This is a genomic window from Rhodococcus sp. 27YEA15 (assembly GCF_049739425.1).
Taxonomy (GTDB): Bacteria; Actinomycetota; Actinomycetes; order Mycobacteriales; family Mycobacteriaceae; genus Rhodococcus_F.
The window spans coordinates 3,576,821-3,592,964 of the sequence record NZ_JBMHHW010000001.1 but is presented as its reverse complement, the minus strand read 5'-3'; the positions used below and the strand labels follow the sequence as shown (position 1 = coordinate 3,592,964).

Here is a 16,144-nt window from a genome sequence, read left to right as displayed (position 1 = left end):
CATCTGTGCTCACCGCCCTCGGCGTACGGCGTGACCGGGAGGCAAGGAATACTGCCAGATAGTTGAATGTTAAATTAAATATCAAGCGCGTGAGACCACAAGTCGAAGGGGTAGACATGCAGTTCGGAATCTTCACGGTCGGCGACGTCACCACCGATCCCACCACCGGCACCACACCGTCGGAGCATGATCGCATCAAGGCCATGACCACCATCGCCAAGCATGCGGAAGAGGTCGGCCTCGACGTCTTCGCCACGGGTGAGCACCACAACAAGCCGTTCGTGCCGTCCTCGCCGACGACGATGCTCGGCTACATCGCCGCGCAGACGCAGACGATCACGCTCTCGACGTCCACGACGCTGATCACCACCAATGATCCGGTGAAGATCGCCGAGGACTACGCGATGTTGCAGCACCTCGCGGACGGACGGGTAGATCTGATGATGGGGCGCGGTAACACCGCACCGGTCTACCCGTGGTTCGGCAAAGACATTCGAGCAGGTATTCCGCTCGCGCTGGAGAACTACCGGTTGCTTCGCCGGTTGTGGGACGAGGAAGTAGTTACTTGGAAAGGTGAATACCGAACGCCACTGCAGGGATTCACGTCGACGCCGCGTCCGCTGGACGGGATCGCGCCGTTCGTCTGGCACGGGTCGATCCGAAGTCCGGAGATCGCCGAGATCGCGGCCTTCCACGGCGACGGATTCTTCGCGAACAACATCTTCTGGCCCAAGGAACACTACATCGAGTTGATCAACCTCTACCGGCAGCGCTACGAGCACTACGGTCACGGCATGGCGGATCAGGCGATAGTGGGCCTGGGAGGTCAGGTGTACATGCGCAAGAACAGTCAGGACGCCGTCAAGGAGTTTCGCCCGTATTTCGACAACGCCCCGGTATACGGCCACGGTCCTTCCCTCGAGGAGTTCACCGAGCAGACGCCGTTGACGGTCGGCTCTCCCGAGCAGGTCGTCGAGAAGACGTTGGCTTTCGCCGATTACTTCGGCGACTACCAGCGGCAGCTGTTCCTCGTCGATCACGCCGGGCTACCGTTGAAAACGGTTCTGGAACAACTCGATCTTCTCGGGGAAGAGGTGGTACCCGTGCTCAGGCGCGAGTTCGCCGCACGCAGGCCTGCGCATGTTCCGGAGAATCCACCGACGCACGCCTCGATGAAGGCAGTCCGCGAGTCCGACGACGTCTCCGCGTGAAGAGAGGCAGGATTGACTGATGAGCAATCTGGAAACCGATCCCCACGAGCACAATCGTGACGGGCGCGAGTCCGCGGACATCGTCGAGATCCTGACTCCACGGGACGTCCCACTCGGTGGCCCGCGAGCTATGCGGGTGCGTCGTACGTTGCCGCAGCGTGAGCGTTCGTTGATCGGTGCCTGGTGTTTCGCCGACCACTACGGCCCGGACGACGTGCGCAGCGGACCCGGCATGGCGGTACCGCCGCATCCGCACACCGGATTGCAGACGGTCAGTTGGTTGTTCACCGGCGAAATCGAGCACCGGGACAGTCTCGGCACGCACGCGACGGTCCGGCCGGGCGAGCTGAATCTGATGACGGCCGGTCGCGGAATCGCGCATTCGGAGGTGTCGACGCCGGAGACGAAGGTGCTGCACGGAATGCAGTTGTGGGTGGCGCTTCCTGCACAAGCTCGTGACACCGCACCAGCTTTCGCGCACTATCGCCCCGAACCGGTGACGGTCGGCGGTGCCACACTGCGGGTGTTTCTCGGGGAACTTGCCGGTGCCCGTTCACCGGTCGAGACGTTCACGGAACTACTCGGTGCGGAGGTCACGCTCGATCCCGGCACCGAGGTGGTACTTGCGATCGACGCCGGACACGAGCACGGGGTGATCGTCGATCAGGGGCCGGTGGAGTTGCGCGGCACGCGTCTGGGGTGGGCCGAACTCGGTTACCAGGGGCCGGGGTTCGGCTCGCTGGTGTTGCGCAACCCGGGCAGTGAGCCTGCTCGTTTCCTGGTGCTCGGTGGTGAACCGCTCGGGGAGCAGGTGGTGATGTGGTGGAATTTCATGGGCCGCACGCACGAGGAGATCGTCGAGTACCGTCGTGCCTGGCAGGCGGAGGTGCGGACCGGCTTCGACGGCAGTGTCCGTGATCCGCGGTTCGGGGTCGTGCCCGGTTACGAAGGTTCAGCTCTGCCCGCTCCCGAGTTGCCCAACAGCACGTTGCGGCCACGCGGGTAGCGGCAGAGCGGTCCACTCAGCTCTCGTCGACGGCGCGGTGAGCCTTTGCGAGTTCGATGTATCCGAGTCCGTTGGCGGTGATCCCGGCCTTTTCGTTGTCGGAGAGTTCGCGCTTGATCTTGGCGGGCACTCCGGCGACCAGTGAGCCGGGCGGAACGATCATGCCCTGCGAGACGACTGCTCCGGCCGCGATCAGTGATCCGGTTCCGATGTGGGCGCCGTTGAGTACGACGGCGCCCATGCCGATCAGGACGTCGTCTTCGAGAGTGCAGCCGTGGAGGACGGCGTTGTGGCCGACGGAGATTCGTTCGCCGAGTACGGCTGGGAAGGTCGGGTCGGCATGAACGGTGCAATTGTCCTGGATGTTGGTGTCCGCGCCGATGGTGATCGACTCGGCGTCGCCGCGCAGGACGGCGCCGTACCAGATGCCGGCACCGGAGCCGATGCTCACATCGCCGACCACGGTGGCGTTGGGGGCGATGAACGCGCTCTCGTCGATTTTCGGGGTCTTGCCGAGCACGGTGGCGATGATCGGTGAGTTCATTGGTCTCCTGATGTCTGTGGTGCCGTACACGGCGAGAGTCGGTTCCACGATAGGCGTTCGATGCGTCCAGCCCGCGTCGCGGGCGGTCTGCTCGACGGCGGGCCCGAACCGGTCGACGTCGGGCGCCGAGGGCCGCGAGCGATGTGCCGCGAGCGATGTGGCGAGGATTTTCATGCCGGCGATCTTCATGCCGGCGATCTACGGTCCGCCCCGCTTCTGGTCGGTAGCACCGGGATTGCGATTCATGATCACAGTCCCGATTCCAGCACTGACGACGAGTCCGATGGCCACCAGTGTCACCGGGTCGAGGGATTGGCCGATGATCAGCACGCCCGCCAGTGCCGCTGCGGCGGGTTCGAGGGCGATCAGGACGGCGAACACCTTCTTGGCCAGGGACCGAAGCGCCCACATTTCGAGGCTGTACGGAATGACCGAGGACAGTAACGCGACGGCAAGACCGGCGAGAAGAATTTTCGGGTCGAGGAGGGCGGATCCGCCTGCAACCACCCCGAACGGCAAGGTCAGCACGGCCGCGATGATGCCGGCCCCGGCCAGGCCGTCGGCGCTGGGCAGAGTCGACGCCAGGTGTGAGCCTGCGACGATATATCCCGCCCACGCGACCGCAGCGACCAGCGCGAACATCACGCCTGCCGGGTCGAGGCCGCCGTCGCCGTGATCGCCGAACCCGAGCAGCACGACGCCCCCCAGGGCCAGCGCCACCCAGGCGCCGTCCGCCCACCGCCTCGACAGCACCGCCGCCAGCGTCAGGGGACCGAGGAACTCGATGGTGACCGCGGTACCGATCGGGAGCGTGTCGAGGGCCAGGTAGAACGCCGCGTTCATCACCGCGAGCGCGATTCCCAGCGCGGCGATGCCTTGTCGCTGCCGCTGCGACCAGGTACTCCAACGAGGGCGGACGACGATGCCGAGGATGACGGCGGCGATGGTCAGTCGCAGCGTCGTGGCCCCGGCGGCGCCGATGTCCGAGAACAGCGTCGTGGCGAAGGCCGCACCGAATTGCAGCGACAGAATCGAGGTGAGGACCGCGCCGACCGGACGCAGCTGTGAGGGTGCTGACGCGCTCATTCTCCGGCGAAGCGCGGATCACGTCGTTCGAGCATGGCGGCGACGGCTTCGTGATGATCGCGGGTGTGGTGGGCGATCGATTGCATGGCTGCGGAAAGCTCGAGGAGGCTCTGGAGGCTTTGGTGCTGGCCTTCACGCAAGAGCTTCTTCGTCATGCGCAGTACCTGAGGGGGATTGGCAGCGATCCGCTCGGCCAGAGTATGGGCTGCGCTGAGCAGTTCCTCGGGTGCGGTGATCTGCGAGATCAGACCCCACTCGAGAGCTTTCACGGCATCGATCGGCTCGCCGGTGAACGACATCTCGGCGGCACGGGCATTGCCGATCACGCGTGGTAGCAGCCAGGCGCCGCCGTCACCGGGAACCAGTCCCACCTTCACGAAGCTTTCGGCGAAGACTGCGGCAGTGGATCCGATACGAAGGTCGCACATCAGACTCAGATCGCAGCCTGCTCCGATCGCCGGGCCGTTGACGGCGGCGATGGTCGGAACTTCGCAGGCATAGAGCGCAAGAGGAATGCGCTGGATTCCGTGGCGGTAGCCCTGCCGAATTTCTCCGGGTGTGCCGCCGAACATGCCTTCGCGATCACGCATGTGCTTGACGTTTCCACCGGAGGAGAAGGCCGTTCCGGCGGCGGTGAGGACTACTGCTCGGACGCTTTGATCGCGATTGACCGCGGTGACGGCGTCTTCGAGTGCCTCGATCATGTCGAGTTCGGAGATCGCATTGCGGGTCTCCGGTCGATTGAGGGTCCAGGTGACCACGTCTGCGGTACGGCTGGTCAGAACGGCGTCGCTCACGGGTACTCCTCTGCAGGCTTTTACTGGGCTGGTTCAGTCTCTCACCACTCGATTCCCGCAATAACAATCAATCGTGCTTGATTTTTTAGACGTTCGCTGTGATGCTGATCGCATGGCCGACATTCAGACGTTCATCGACGACTTGCGGGCCGAGGGTGAAAGCCTCGACGCCTTGGTTGCGGATCTGCCCGAGGACGAATGGGCGAGGGAGACCCCGGCAAAGGGGTGGACCGTCGCACATCAGATCGGGCACCTGCACTGGACCGACACCGCATCGGTTCTCGCGATCACCGATCCGGACGGCTTTGCCGAACAGTTGAAGGCCGCGTGGGAAAACCCGGCAGGCTTCGTCGATGCCGGCGCCGCCGAGCAGGCAGCACGCCGGCCGGCAGAGTTGTTGGCAGCGTGGCGGGCCGGGCGCAGCGCCCTCGTCGATGCGCTCGCAGCGGCCCCGGCCGGAGCGAAGTTCCCGTGGTACGGCCCGCCGATGGGCGGGGTGTCGATGGCGACTGCACGGTTGATGGAAACGTGGGCGCACGGGCAAGACGTCGCCGACGCACTCGGTGTCGAACGGGTGCCGACGGCTCGACTGAAGAACATCGCGCATCTGGGGGTCCGGACGCGGAACTTCGCGTACTCGGTCAATCAGAAGACGCCACCGGCAGAGGAGTTCCGGGTCGAACTCACCGCGCCGGACGGTTCGCACTGGGCGTGGGGGCCCGAAGACGCTGCGCAGAAGGTTGTCGGCCCGGCACTCGATTTCGCGCTCCTGGTGACGCAACGAGCGAATCGCGCAGATCTGGCTCTGGTGGCGCTGGGCGCGGAGGCAGCTCAATGGTTGGACATCGCGCAGGCGTTCGCGGGGCCGAGCGGTGAGGGACGAGCTGCCGTCGGATCGAGCAGCGAGGGCCGAGAAGCGAAGGGGAACAGATGAGTTCGGTTCGGATCGGAAATTGTTCCGGATTCTACGGCGACCGCATTTCGGCGATGCGGGAGATGCTCGAGGGCGGTGAGCTCGACTATCTGACCGGTGACTACCTCGCCGAACTGACAATGCTCATTCTCGGCCGCGATCGGATGAAGGACCCCTCGCTCGGCTACGCGAAGACGTTCCTGCGGCAAGTAGAGGACACGCTCGGCCTCGCGCTCGACAAGGGTGTGAAGATCGTCGCCAATGCGGGCGGTCTCAATCCGGCCGGACTGGCAGATGCGCTGCGCGAGGTCAACACCAGGCTGGGCTTGAACGCGAAGATCGCACATGTCGAGGGCGACGACTTGGTTTCCCGCGCGTCGGAGCTCGGACTGGGTACGCCGCTCACAGCCAATGCATATCTCGGCGCGTGGGGCATCGTCGAAGCCCTGGCCGCCGACGCGGATGTCGTGGTCACCGGACGTGTCACCGACGCGTCGGTGATCGTCGGTCCGGCCGCCCACCATTTCGGTTGGAAACGAGACGATTTCGATCGGCTTGCGGGTGCCGTGGCGGCAGGTCATGTCATCGAGTGCGGCACTCAGGCCACCGGCGGCAACTACGCGTTCTTCACCGAGATCCCGAATCTGGGCCGGCCGGGATTCCCGATCGCCGAGATCGGAGCGGACGGCTCCGCGGTCATCACCAAGCACGCCGGCACCGACGGCGAAGTCAGCGTCGGCACCGTGACGGCTCAGCTGTTGTACGAGATCACCGGCGGCCGGTACGCGGGACCCGACGTGACCACCCGCATCGACGACGCCGTGCTCACGCAACAGGGTCCTGATCGTGTGCTGATCAGTGGCGTCACGGGTGAGGCTCCGCCGCCGCAGTACAAGGTTTCGCTCAACACCCTCGCCGGATTCCGCAACGAGGCCACATTCATCCTCACCGGACTGGACATCGAGGCCAAAGCGGATCTGGCAAAGGGTCAACTCGAATCCTGGCTGACCAAGAAGCCTGCCGAACTGGTCTGGACCCTCGCTCGCACCGATCATCCGGATTCCGATACGGAGGAAACGGCAAGTGCGTTGCTACGCTGCGTGGTTCGCGATTCCGATCCCAAGGTGATCGGGCGTCCGTTCTCGGCTGTCGCGGTGGAGATGGCGCTGGCCAGTTACCCCGGTTTCTCGTTGACTGCCCCACCGAGCAACGGTCAGCCGTACGGTGTATTCACCCCCGGATATGTCGACGCCAGCCAAGTGCCGCACGTCGCGGTTCTGCCGGACGGCACCCGCGTGGACATCGCTCCGTCGACGGTGACGCGGGAACTCGAGCCCGTCGCCGAGCCGGAACGTCCGGAACCGTTGGCGCCGCAATCGTCGCTGTCGGTTCCACTCGGCATCATCGCCGGTGCGCGCAGTGGTGACAAGGGCGGAAACGCCAACGTCGGTGTGTGGGTTCGTACCGATGATCAGTGGCGATGGCTCGCACACATTCTCACCGTCGACAAGGTGAAGGAACTGCTCCCGGAGACCGCAGATCTGGTTGTGACCCGACACGTGCTTCCACATCTGCGCGCGGTGAATTTCGTGATCGAAGGGATTCTCGGGCAAGGAGTGGCATCGCAAGCGCGTTTCGACCCGCAAGCCAAGGGCATCGGTGAGTGGTTGCGTTCGCGTCATGTCGACATCCCGATTTCGCTTCTGCCCACTACCGACGAGAAAGAGGACACCCGGTGACCGTGTGGAACACACCGGAGCGGCTCGCGCTCCGAGAGACCGTGCGTGGTTTCGTCAATCAGGAGATCCTGCCGCACCTGGACCGGTGGGAGCGCGACGGCGAGATCCCACGCGAACTGCACCGCAAGGCAGGCGCTCTGGGTCTCCTGGGTGCGAGCGCACCGGAATCCGTGGGCGGTGAGGGCGGCGACGCCGTCGACTCGATCGTGATCTGCGAGGAGATGCATCAGGCCGGGGCGTCGGGTGGTCTGTTCGCGTCGTTGTTCACCTGTGGTATCGCCGTCCCGCATCTGATCGCCGCCGGCGACCAAGCACAGATCGAGAAGTGGGTCCAGCCGACTCTGCGCGGCGAGAAGATCGGTTCGCTCGCCATCACCGAACCTGGTGGCGGTAGCGACGTCGGCCACCTGCGGACCACGGCGAAGCGCGACGGCGATCACTACCTCGTCAATGGTTCCAAGACGTTCATCACCTCCGGCGTTCGAGCCGATTTCGTGGTCACCGCGGTCCGGACGGGTGGCCCGGGAGCCGGTGGCGTGTCGCTGCTCGTGATCGAGAAGGGCACACCGGGATTCACGGTGTCGCGCAAACTCGAGAAGATGGGTTGGCGAGCATCGGACACCGCCGAGTTGTCCTTCGTCGACGCCCGCGTTCCGGTGGGGAATCTGGTGGGCGCCGAGAACAGCGGTTTCACGCAGATCGCCCAGGCGTTCGTCAGTGAGCGGGTGGCGTTGGCGGCGCAGGCATACGCGAGCGCCGAGCGCTGCCTCGAACTCACTCTCGACTGGTGCCGCGCTCGTGAAACGTTCGGTCGTCCACTGATCAGCCGCCAGGCCGTACAGAACACCGTCACCGAGATGGCCCGCAAGATCGACGTCGCCAAGGTGTACACGCGTTCGGTGATCGAGCGACACGTCGCCGGTGACGGGGATCTGATCGCCGAGGTGTGCTTTGCCAAGAACACGGCGGTCGAAACCGGTGAGTGGGTGGCCAATGCGGCCGTTCAGTTGTTCGGCGGTCTGGGGTACATGCAGGAAAGCGAAGTGGAGAGGCAGTACCGAGACATGCGAATCCTGGGTATCGGTGGCGGTACCACCGAAATCCTGACCGGCCTCGCGGCCAAGCGATTGGGGTATCAGTCATGAGTGTCATCCGGTCCGTCCTGGACACGAACTCCGAGGTGTACACCACGGCGGTGGACACCATGAACACCAAGCTCGCCGAGATCGAGGTGGAGCACGCCAAGGCACTGGCCGGTGGCGGCGAGAAGTACACCGAGCGGCACCACAAACGGGGAAAGCTGTTGGCCCGCGAGCGGATCGAGCTTCTGCTCGATCCGGATTCGCCGTTCCTCGAGCTGTGCCCACTCGCCGCGTGGGGAAGCGATTTCCCGGTCGGTGCGAGCACGGTGATCGGTATCGGCGTCGTCGAAGGTGTCGAGTGCCTGATCGTCGCCAACGACCCCACCGTACGTGGCGGTACCAGCAATCCGTGGACTCTGCGTAAGGGTTTTCGCGCCAACGACATTGCCATGCAAAACCGTCTTCCGGTGATTTCGCTGGTCGAGTCGGGTGGCGCCGACCTCCCCACCCAGAAGGAGGTGTTCATTCCGGGTGGGCGCATGTTCCGCGACCTCACCCAGCTGTCTGCGGCCGGAATCCCGACCATCGCACTGGTATTCGGAAACTCGACCGCCGGTGGTGCGTACATCCCCGGCATGTCGGACCACGTCGTCATGATCAAGGAACGCTCCAAGGTGTTCCTGGCCGGCCCGCCGCTGGTCAAGATGGCCACCGGTGAAGAGTCCGACGACGAGGCACTGGGCGGCGCCGAGATGCACGCCCGCAAGTCCGGCCTCGCCGACTATTTCGCAGCCGACGAGCAGGACGCGATCCGCATCGGGCGGTCGATCGTCAAGCGACTCAATTGGACCAAGAAGGGTCCGGCGCCGCGGGCGGAGATCATCGAACCGCTCGAAGATCCCGAAGAGTTGCTCGGTATCGTGCCCGCCGATCTGAAGATCCCCTTCGATCCACGAGAGGTCATCGCCCGCATCGTCGACGGTTCCGATTTCGACGAGTTCAAGCCGCTCTACGGTTCGTCTCTCGTTACCGGGTGGGCGGAGCTCAACGGCTACCCGATCGGTATCCTCGCCAACGCCCGCGGCGTGCTGTTCAGCGAGGAATCGCAGAAGGCCACCCAGTTCATCCAGCTCGCCAACCGCTCCAACACGCCGTTGCTGTTCCTGCACAACACCACCGGCTACATGGTAGGCAAGGAATACGAGGAGGGGGGAATGATCAAGCACGGCTCGATGATGATCAACGCGGTCGCCAATTCCAAGGTTCCGCACATCTCGATCCTGCTGGGGGCGTCGTACGGCGCCGGGCACTACGGCATGTGCGGGCGTGCGTTCGATCCACGCTTCCTCTTCGCCTGGCCCAGCTCCAAATCCGCGGTTATGGGCGGTGCGCAACTCGCCGGTGTCATCTCCATCGTGGGACGAGCCGCTGCCGAAGCTCGAGGTCAGGTGTTCGACGAGCAGGCCGACGCCGGCATGCGCGCGATGATCGAGAACCAGATCGAAGCCGAATCGCTCCCGATGTTCCTCTCCGGTCGTCTCTACGACGACGGCGTCATCGATCCCCGAGACACCCGCACCGTGGTGGGAATGTGCCTGTCGGCCATTGCCACCGCCCCGATCGAAGGCACCGAGAACTTCGGCGTCTTCCGTATGTGAGGCATGGTCGTGACAATCACTTCAGTACTGGTCGCCAATCGCGGCGAAATCGCCCGTCGTGTCTTCGCCACCTGCCGTCGTAGTGGGATCGGCACCGTCGCCGTGTTCTCCGACGCGGATGCCGACAGCCCCCACGTCGGCGAGGCCGATGCGGCTGTCCGGCTTCCGGGAAACACCCCTGCCGAGACCTACCTGCGCGGCGAGCTGATCATCGCGGCGGCACAGGCATCCGGTGCCGACGCCATCCACCCCGGCTACGGATTTCTGTCCGAGAACGCGGAATTCGCGCGTGCAGTCGTCGATGCGGGCCTGACGTGGATAGGCCCGCCCGTCAAGTCGATCGAGCTCATGGGCTCCAAGGTCGAGTCGAAGAAGATCATGGATGCTGCCGGTGTTCCGGTGCTGTCCGAGCTCGATCCTGCCGCTGTGACGGAGGCTCACCTTCCGGTTCTCATCAAGGCCTCGGCGGGCGGTGGCGGACGCGGAATGCGGGTCGTGCGTGAACTCTCGTCGCTCGCAGGGGAGTTGGATGCAGCTCGGCGCGAAGCACAGTCCGCGTTCGGTGATCCGACGGTGTTCTGCGAGCGTTACCTCGAGACCGGCCGCCACATCGAAGTTCAGGTAATGGCAGATCGTCACGGCGGCGTGTGGGCGGTGGGGGAGCGGGAGTGCTCCATCCAGCGTCGGCATCAGAAGGTGGTCGAGGAAGCGCCGTCACCGCTGGTGCAGCGTATCCCGGCTATGCGGGACAAGCTCTTCGAGGCGTCCCGTCTGGCTACCGGTGCCATCGGTTACGAGGGCGCGGGAACGGTCGAATTTCTCGCCGACGAGCGGGGTGACTTCTTCTTCCTCGAGATGAACACCCGGCTGCAGGTGGAGCATCCGGTCACCGAATGCACCACCGGACTGGATTTGGTGGAGTTGCAGCTACAGGTTGCCGCCGGTGAACCGCTACCTCGGGTTCAGCCCGAGATTCGCGGGCACTCCATCGAAGTGCGGCTCTATGCCGAGGATCCGGCCAAGGATTGGCAGCCGCAGAGCGGCACCGTGCATCACCTTGCGCTGCCTGGGGACTCGGCGCAGTTCACGGTGCTCCGGGAGCAGGGTGTACGCCTGGACTCCGGTGTGACCTCCGGCAGTGTAGTCGGCGTGCACTACGACCCGATGCTCGCGAAGGTGATCTCGTATGCGCCTACCCGCACTGCGGCCGCACGGCTGTTGGCATCGACATTGGCGCGCACCAAAGTTCACGGACTTCGAACCAACCGCGATCTTCTGGTCAACGTCCTGCGGCACCCGGCCTTCGTCGCCGGCGACACGGACACCGCGTTCTTCGCGACCCACGACCTCGCCGTGTTGTCCGTGCCGTTGGCGGGCACCGCAGTGGAACGCCTGTCCGCACTGGCGGCGGCGCTCGCCGACGCGGCCGGCAACCGGGCGTCCGCGAAGGTGATCGCACGCCTCCCCAGCGGTTGGCGCAACCTGCCGTCACAGCCGCAGAGCAAGACGTACTCCACGGCGGCCGGTGATTACGAGGTTCGGTACTCCCTGAGTCGGAGTGGTGTACTGACTGCCGACGGCTTCGACGAGGTGAGCCTGGTGTCGGCCACCGAGAACCAGGTGGTTCTGGACCAGGCCGGGGTCAGGCGCGCGTTCGACGTTGCCGCGTACGGAAGCGAGGTGTTCGTCGATTCCGCGCTCGGCCCGGTCGCGCTGACGGCGGCACCACGATTCGTCGATCCGTCCACCGAGATCGCCGCTGGTTCGCTACTTGCCCCGATGCCGGGATCGGTCATCCGACTCGGAGCGGCGCTCGGTGACACCGTCACCGCGGGCCAACCGATCCTGTGGCTCGAGGCCATGAAGATGGAACACACCGTCACTGCCCCGGCTTCGGGTGTCCTGGTGGAACTTCCGGTATACGTCGGTCGGCAGGTCGAGGTCGGATCGATACTCGCTCGGGTGGAAGAGCCCGCTACTGCAGAAGAGGACGCGTCATGAGTTTCATCGAAAGCGAAGAGCAGAAGGAACTGCGGGCATCCGTTGCGAAACTGGGTGAGCGCTTCAACTACGTCGACTACGTGCTGCCCAAGGCCCGTAAGGGCGAGCCGCTGACCGAACTGTGGAACGAGGCGAGCAAACTCGGGTTCCTCGGTGTCAACCTGCCGGAGGAGTACGGCGGCGGTGGTGCCGGAATCTACGAACTTGCCCTCGTGCAGGAAGAGCTGGCAGCGCAAGGTGCCGGTTTGCTGTTGGTAGTCGTTTCACCTGCCATCTGCGGCACCATCATCGGAAAGTACGGAACCGTGGAGCAGAAGCAGCAATGGCTCCCCAGCCTCGCCGACGGTTCCAAGATCATGGCGTTCGGGATCACCGAGGCCGACGCGGGCTCCAACTCGCACCAGATCACGACCACCGCCCGCCACGACGGCGACAACTGGATCCTGAGCGGCAACAAGATCTACATCTCGGGTGTCGATCAGGCGGACGCGGTACTCGTGGTGGCCCGTACCGAGGATTCCAAGACCGGCAAACTCAAGCCCGCCCTGTTCATCGTCCCCACCGATGCTCCCGGTTTGGTGAAGACGAAGATGGAGATGGACATCATCGAGCCGGATCACCAGTTCATGCTGTTCCTCGACGACGTGCATCTGCCCGCCGACGCCCTCGTCGGCGAGGCGGACGCCGCTCTGATGCAGTTGTTCGCCGGTCTCAACCCGGAGCGGATCCTGGGTGCGGCCATGGCCGTCGGTATGGGGCGGTACGCCCTGAACGCAGCGGTGAAGTACGCCAACGAGCGCTCGGTGTGGAAGACGCCGATCGGTGCCCACCAGGGCATCGCGCATCCGCTCGCACAGGTCAAGATCGAACTCGAGCTCGCCAAGCTGATGATGCAGAAGGCTGCGACGCTGTATGACAACGGCGACGACTTCGGGGCCGCCGAGGCCGCGAACATGGCGAAGTACGCTGCTGCCGAAGCCAGCATCAAGTCGCTGGACCAGGCCATCCAGACTCACGGCGGCGCCGGATTGACCAAGGAGTACGGACTGGCGGCCATGCTCGGTGCGGCTCGTATCGCGCGTGTCGCTCCGGTCAGTCGTGAGATGATCCTCAACTTCGTCTCGCAGCACTCCCTCGGCCTGCCGCGGTCCTACTGAGAGGAGAGTGCGACATGACGGAGCAGGACTCGCCGTACGTGCGGTACGAGGTCTCGGGCGGTGCCGCCACCCTCACGCTCGACTCGCCGCACAACCGCAACGCCATCTCGGTGCGGTTGGTGACCGAGCTACAGGCGGGGCTCACGGCGGCCGCCGCCGACCCGGACGTCCGGGCAGTGGTACTGACGCATACCGGTGGAACCTTCTGCGCCGGCGCGGATCTGAGTGAGGCCTCCGGATCGACTGCCTCGCCGGAGGAGGCGGTGAAAGAACGTGGTCGATCGATGCTGACGTTACTGCGCAGTGTTCTCGAACTTCCCAAACCGGTGATCGGCCGCATCGACGGTCACGTGCGGGCCGGCGGAATGGGCCTCGTCGGGGCATGCGACGTGGTGGTAGCGGGACCGAAGAGCACCTTCGCCGTCACCGAGGCCCGACTGGGTCTGGCGGCGTCGATCATTTCCCTGACCGTTCTCCCGCGACTGGATCAGCGAGCGGCAAGTCGGTATCTGCTCACCGGCGCGAAGTTCGACAGCGGCGAAGCCGTGTCCATCGGGCTCGTCACCGAGGCGTCGACGGATACCGAGGCGTCGGTGTCGCGGCTGCTCGGCGACCTACGCCGGTGTTCGCCGCAAGGTCTGGCCGAATCCAAGTGGCTCACGACGCGCGCCGTCCTGGCCGGATTCGATCGTGACGGTGAGGTCGTCGTCGACCAGTCGGCGCGGCTGTTTTCGTCCGACGAGGCCCGAGAAGGCATGATGGCGTTCTTGCAGAAGCGCCCACCGGCGTGGGCCGACTGACAGGTGGAGGAGAGAAGCGGAGTGCGATGACCAGGCAACCCAAGCAGGACCGCAGCCGGGTCACGCGCTCTCACCTTCTGGAAGTGACCGTGGACTCTCTCGCCGAACTCGGATGGAGCGCGACGACGATGAGCGTCGTCGCGCAACGAGCCGGCGTGTCGAGAGGGGCGATGCAACATCACTTCCCTACTCGTGAGGATCTGATCACCGCAGCACTGGAAGTGATGTTCGATGCCCGGATGGAGCAGGCGCGTGAAGAATCGACGGATCTGCCGGTCGGTGCGGGGCGTACCGAGGCGATCATCGTCAGGTTGGTCGAGTACTACACGGGAACACTGTTCAAGGCGGCGCTGCAGGTGTGGTCGGCGGCAGCATCGGACCCCGGACTGCGGGCGCGAGTGCTCCCGCTCGAGGAACGGTTCGGACGCATCGCGCACCGGATGGCGGTCGAGAGCTTGGGAGTCGACGACTCCGACCCGGTGACCCACCGCCTCGTGCAGGCAACCCTGGACCTCGCCCGCGGACTCGGTCTGGCCGACGTGCTCACCGACGATTCGCGCCGACGCGCCGAGGTGGTCGGACAGTGGGCGGCCCAACTGGACTCCACGCTCGTCCGGGTGTCGTCGAAAACCGCCTGAGTTTCCAGGTATCCGGCGCGTCTCGTACGGCTCGAGCGGCTGCCTTCGGTCACGCGAAGTACAGTCGCCTGCATGGTTGCGCGCGTTCTCTCCGCGATCGGTACCTCGGTGCTGATCTCGGTTGTCGTGCTCTCGGCGACGGTGGGCTGTGGTTCCGGTGACCGGTCTGCCGGTCAGCCCGGCGACGCGGCCGGTCCGCCGTCTCTCGCCCCGACCGATCCCGGACCCATGTTCGGAGAATGCGGTTCGGTGACCGACGACGAGGTCGCCGCCGCGTTCGCGGTCGGACCATTTGCGACGATCACACGCAACGGGGTGGGTTGCGAATGGGAAGTGGCCGATTCCAACGGTCCCAGCGTCAGTTTTTCCTGGTACCGAGGTAGTCCGATCGGCCGTGAACGAGCCGGTTCGGATCTGCTCGGTCGCCCGGCGGACGACATCACCATCGACGGTCACCAGGGCTTCATCGCGCAGACGCGAGGGGCGTTGTGCGAGTTGGGAATTGCGTTCGGTGGCGACTTCGTGCACTGGTCGGTCACCTTCGGGGCGCGACCGCCGACGTCAGACCCGTGCGCGACGGCGCGCGAACTCGTGGAACTGACCGTCTCGAGGGCCCGGTGAAACGTGCAGACCTGGTGACGCGCACTCGTATCGGAGGTGCTCTGGCCGGATCGTTACTGCTCCTCTCCGGTTGCAGTTCGGTGACAGCCGGAACACCCCGGCCCGTGGGCGACTTGGGCAGCGGTGGCAGCGAGCAGTTCGCCGACGTCCTGCAAGAGTGTGAAGCGGTCGGGGACGAGCAGATCGCCGAGGCGGTCGGAGCCGACGCCGTCGGGCGCGGGTTCTTCGGCGCCATCTGTCGGTGGGACGGGATCGGAGTCGCCGGTCCGATCAAGGTCACGTTCAACTGGTTCGAAACCGGCACACTCGAGCACGAGCGGGCCGCCTTCGAGCACCTCGGATACGCGGTCGCGGTGATCGACGTCAGCGGCCGCTCGGTCTTTCAAGTTCGTCAGCCTGCCGACCCGGCAAGTTGCGGGGTGACTGCCGGAGCTCCGGCGGGGGGAGTGTTCGGCTGGTGGGTCACCGAACCGGGCGGGGGTGTCGATCCGTGTGATGCGGCGACCAGGCTGGCCGGTTTGACGCTCAACCGTAGTGCCTGACCGGGGCAACCGAGGTAATGCGGCCACTATCACCACAGCCTCACTTTGACCTTGTGGCGCGCCGACAGGTATCGTTATGGGTCGTGTCCGGCCTGTCCGGAACGATCTGTGTGCCTTGCGAGGTATTGCCGTGCGCACGTTCGAGCAGTTTCTGCTGATGAACGAGCATCCGGCTGCCTGTGTGGGGGTATGCGACACGCCCGACCTCGGGTGCGGTGTGGGGCGCTTGCGCGTCGCACAGCAGAATCGGAGGTGGGGTGAGGAGCAGCAGCTCTCTTGCTCCAACTGCTAGATCCCTGAATTCAGAACAGCCAAGGTTGCTTCGAGCAGTCTGTTCCGACGTAGAAAG

15 protein-coding genes are annotated in these 16,144 nt (G+C 64.9%); 12 read left to right on the top strand and 3 right to left on the bottom strand.

Translation table 11 applies throughout. The features are described from left to right. The first annotated feature begins 116 nt into the window (after positions 1 to 116). Together ABH922_RS16670 and ABH922_RS16665 are read left to right on the top strand one after the other, a co-directional pair. Positions 117 to 1,211 (top strand): LLM class flavin-dependent oxidoreductase, encoded by a 1,095-nt coding sequence (locus ABH922_RS16670; RefSeq protein ID WP_424807966.1) that lies wholly within the window; start codon positions 117 to 119, stop codon positions 1,209 to 1,211. A gap of 19 nt (positions 1,212 to 1,230) precedes the next feature. Next, entirely contained in the window at positions 1,231 to 2,217 is a 987-nt protein-coding gene (locus ABH922_RS16665) for a pirin family protein (RefSeq protein ID WP_424807965.1), read from the top strand. A 16-nt stretch (positions 2,218 to 2,233) separates the two neighbouring features. Here ABH922_RS16665 and ABH922_RS16660 read toward each other — a convergent pair whose 3' ends face one another. From ABH922_RS16660 to ABH922_RS16650, 3 genes are all read right to left on the bottom strand, one after another. After that, positions 2,234 to 2,761, bottom strand: a complete 528-nt coding sequence (locus tag ABH922_RS16660) for a gamma carbonic anhydrase family protein (protein ID WP_424809697.1) — start codon at positions 2,759 to 2,761, stop codon at positions 2,234 to 2,236. A 198-nt stretch (positions 2,762 to 2,959) separates the two neighbouring features. Further along, the gene (locus tag ABH922_RS16655) at positions 2,960 to 3,847 is read right to left on the bottom strand and encodes an EamA family transporter (protein ID WP_424807964.1); all 888 of its coding nucleotides are present in this window, start codon (positions 3,845 to 3,847) and stop codon (positions 2,960 to 2,962) included. Continuing rightward, entirely contained in the window at positions 3,844 to 4,644 is an 801-nt protein-coding gene (locus tag ABH922_RS16650) for a crotonase/enoyl-CoA hydratase family protein (protein WP_424807963.1), read from the bottom strand. The genes ABH922_RS16655 and ABH922_RS16650 overlap by 4 nt, the downstream gene beginning before the upstream one ends. A 112-nt stretch (positions 4,645 to 4,756) precedes the next feature. Here ABH922_RS16650 and ABH922_RS16645 point away from each other — a divergent pair, with 112 nt between their 5' ends. The 10 genes from ABH922_RS16645 (at position 4,757) to ABH922_RS16600 (ending at position 15,795) form a co-directional block, all read left to right on the top strand. Beyond that, positions 4,757 to 5,578 (top strand): TIGR03084 family metal-binding protein, encoded by an 822-nt coding sequence (locus tag ABH922_RS16645; protein WP_424807962.1) that lies wholly within the window; start codon positions 4,757 to 4,759, stop codon positions 5,576 to 5,578. Continuing rightward, positions 5,575 to 7,296 carry an acyclic terpene utilization AtuA family protein gene (locus ABH922_RS16640; protein ID WP_424807961.1) on the top strand — a complete coding sequence of 574 codons (1,722 nt, stop codon included), beginning with the start codon at positions 5,575 to 5,577 and terminating at the stop codon, positions 7,294 to 7,296. Before ABH922_RS16645 ends, ABH922_RS16640 begins: the two co-directional genes overlap by 4 nt. After that, positions 7,293 to 8,441: an acyl-CoA dehydrogenase family protein gene (locus ABH922_RS16635; RefSeq protein WP_424807960.1), complete on the top strand. Its 1,149-nt coding sequence runs from the start codon at positions 7,293 to 7,295 to the stop codon at positions 8,439 to 8,441. The genes ABH922_RS16640 and ABH922_RS16635 overlap by 4 nt, the downstream gene beginning before the upstream one ends. Next, complete coding sequence (locus tag ABH922_RS16630; RefSeq protein WP_424807959.1) at positions 8,438 to 10,036, top strand: acyl-CoA carboxylase subunit beta; 1,599 nt, start codon at positions 8,438 to 8,440, stop codon at positions 10,034 to 10,036. The genes ABH922_RS16635 and ABH922_RS16630 overlap by 4 nt, the downstream gene beginning before the upstream one ends. A 9-nt stretch (positions 10,037 to 10,045) precedes the next feature. Beyond that, the gene (locus ABH922_RS16625; protein WP_424807958.1) at positions 10,046 to 12,037 is read left to right on the top strand and encodes an acetyl/propionyl/methylcrotonyl-CoA carboxylase subunit alpha; all 1,992 of its coding nucleotides are present in this window, start codon (positions 10,046 to 10,048) and stop codon (positions 12,035 to 12,037) included. Continuing rightward, positions 12,034 to 13,194, top strand: coding sequence for an acyl-CoA dehydrogenase family protein (locus ABH922_RS16620; RefSeq protein WP_424807957.1), 1,161 nt, complete (start codon positions 12,034 to 12,036; stop codon positions 13,192 to 13,194). The genes ABH922_RS16625 and ABH922_RS16620 overlap by 4 nt, the downstream gene beginning before the upstream one ends. Positions 13,195 to 13,208: 14 nt before the next feature. Further along, on the top strand, positions 13,209 to 13,994 hold the full coding sequence (locus ABH922_RS16615; RefSeq protein ID WP_424807956.1) for an enoyl-CoA hydratase family protein: 786 nt from the start codon (positions 13,209 to 13,211) through the stop codon (positions 13,992 to 13,994). 26 nt (positions 13,995 to 14,020) lie between these two features. Continuing rightward, the gene (locus ABH922_RS16610; protein WP_424807955.1) at positions 14,021 to 14,632 is read left to right on the top strand and encodes a TetR/AcrR family transcriptional regulator; all 612 of its coding nucleotides are present in this window, start codon (positions 14,021 to 14,023) and stop codon (positions 14,630 to 14,632) included. A gap of 72 nt (positions 14,633 to 14,704) precedes the next feature. Beyond that, positions 14,705 to 15,253, top strand: coding sequence for a DUF3558 domain-containing protein (locus ABH922_RS16605; RefSeq protein ID WP_424807954.1), 549 nt, complete (start codon positions 14,705 to 14,707; stop codon positions 15,251 to 15,253). After that, positions 15,250 to 15,795 (top strand): DUF3558 domain-containing protein, encoded by a 546-nt coding sequence (locus ABH922_RS16600; protein ID WP_424807953.1) that lies wholly within the window; start codon positions 15,250 to 15,252, stop codon positions 15,793 to 15,795. Before ABH922_RS16605 ends, ABH922_RS16600 begins: the two co-directional genes overlap by 4 nt. Positions 15,796 to 16,144: the final 349 nt, after the last annotated feature.

Coding starts and splice junctions, on each gene's coding strand:
- ABH922_RS16670 (WP_424807966.1), top strand. CDS start 117: ATGCAGTTCGGAATCTTCACGGTCGGCGACGTCACCACCGATCCCACC.
- ABH922_RS16665 (WP_424807965.1), top strand. CDS start 1,231: ATGAGCAATCTGGAAACCGATCCCCACGAGCACAATCGTGACGGGCGC.
- ABH922_RS16660 (WP_424809697.1), bottom strand. CDS start 2,761: ATGAACTCACCGATCATCGCCACCGTGCTCGGCAAGACCCCGAAAATC.
- ABH922_RS16655 (WP_424807964.1), bottom strand. CDS start 3,847: ATGAGCGCGTCAGCACCCTCACAGCTGCGTCCGGTCGGCGCGGTCCTC.
- ABH922_RS16645 (WP_424807962.1), top strand. CDS start 4,757: ATGGCCGACATTCAGACGTTCATCGACGACTTGCGGGCCGAGGGTGAA.
- ABH922_RS16640 (WP_424807961.1), top strand. CDS start 5,575: ATGAGTTCGGTTCGGATCGGAAATTGTTCCGGATTCTACGGCGACCGC.
- ABH922_RS16630 (WP_424807959.1), top strand. CDS start 8,438: ATGAGTGTCATCCGGTCCGTCCTGGACACGAACTCCGAGGTGTACACC.
- ABH922_RS16620 (WP_424807957.1), top strand. CDS start 12,034: ATGAGTTTCATCGAAAGCGAAGAGCAGAAGGAACTGCGGGCATCCGTT.
- ABH922_RS16615 (WP_424807956.1), top strand. CDS start 13,209: ATGACGGAGCAGGACTCGCCGTACGTGCGGTACGAGGTCTCGGGCGGT.
- ABH922_RS16610 (WP_424807955.1), top strand. CDS start 14,021: ATGACCAGGCAACCCAAGCAGGACCGCAGCCGGGTCACGCGCTCTCAC.
- ABH922_RS16605 (WP_424807954.1), top strand. CDS start 14,705: ATGGTTGCGCGCGTTCTCTCCGCGATCGGTACCTCGGTGCTGATCTCG.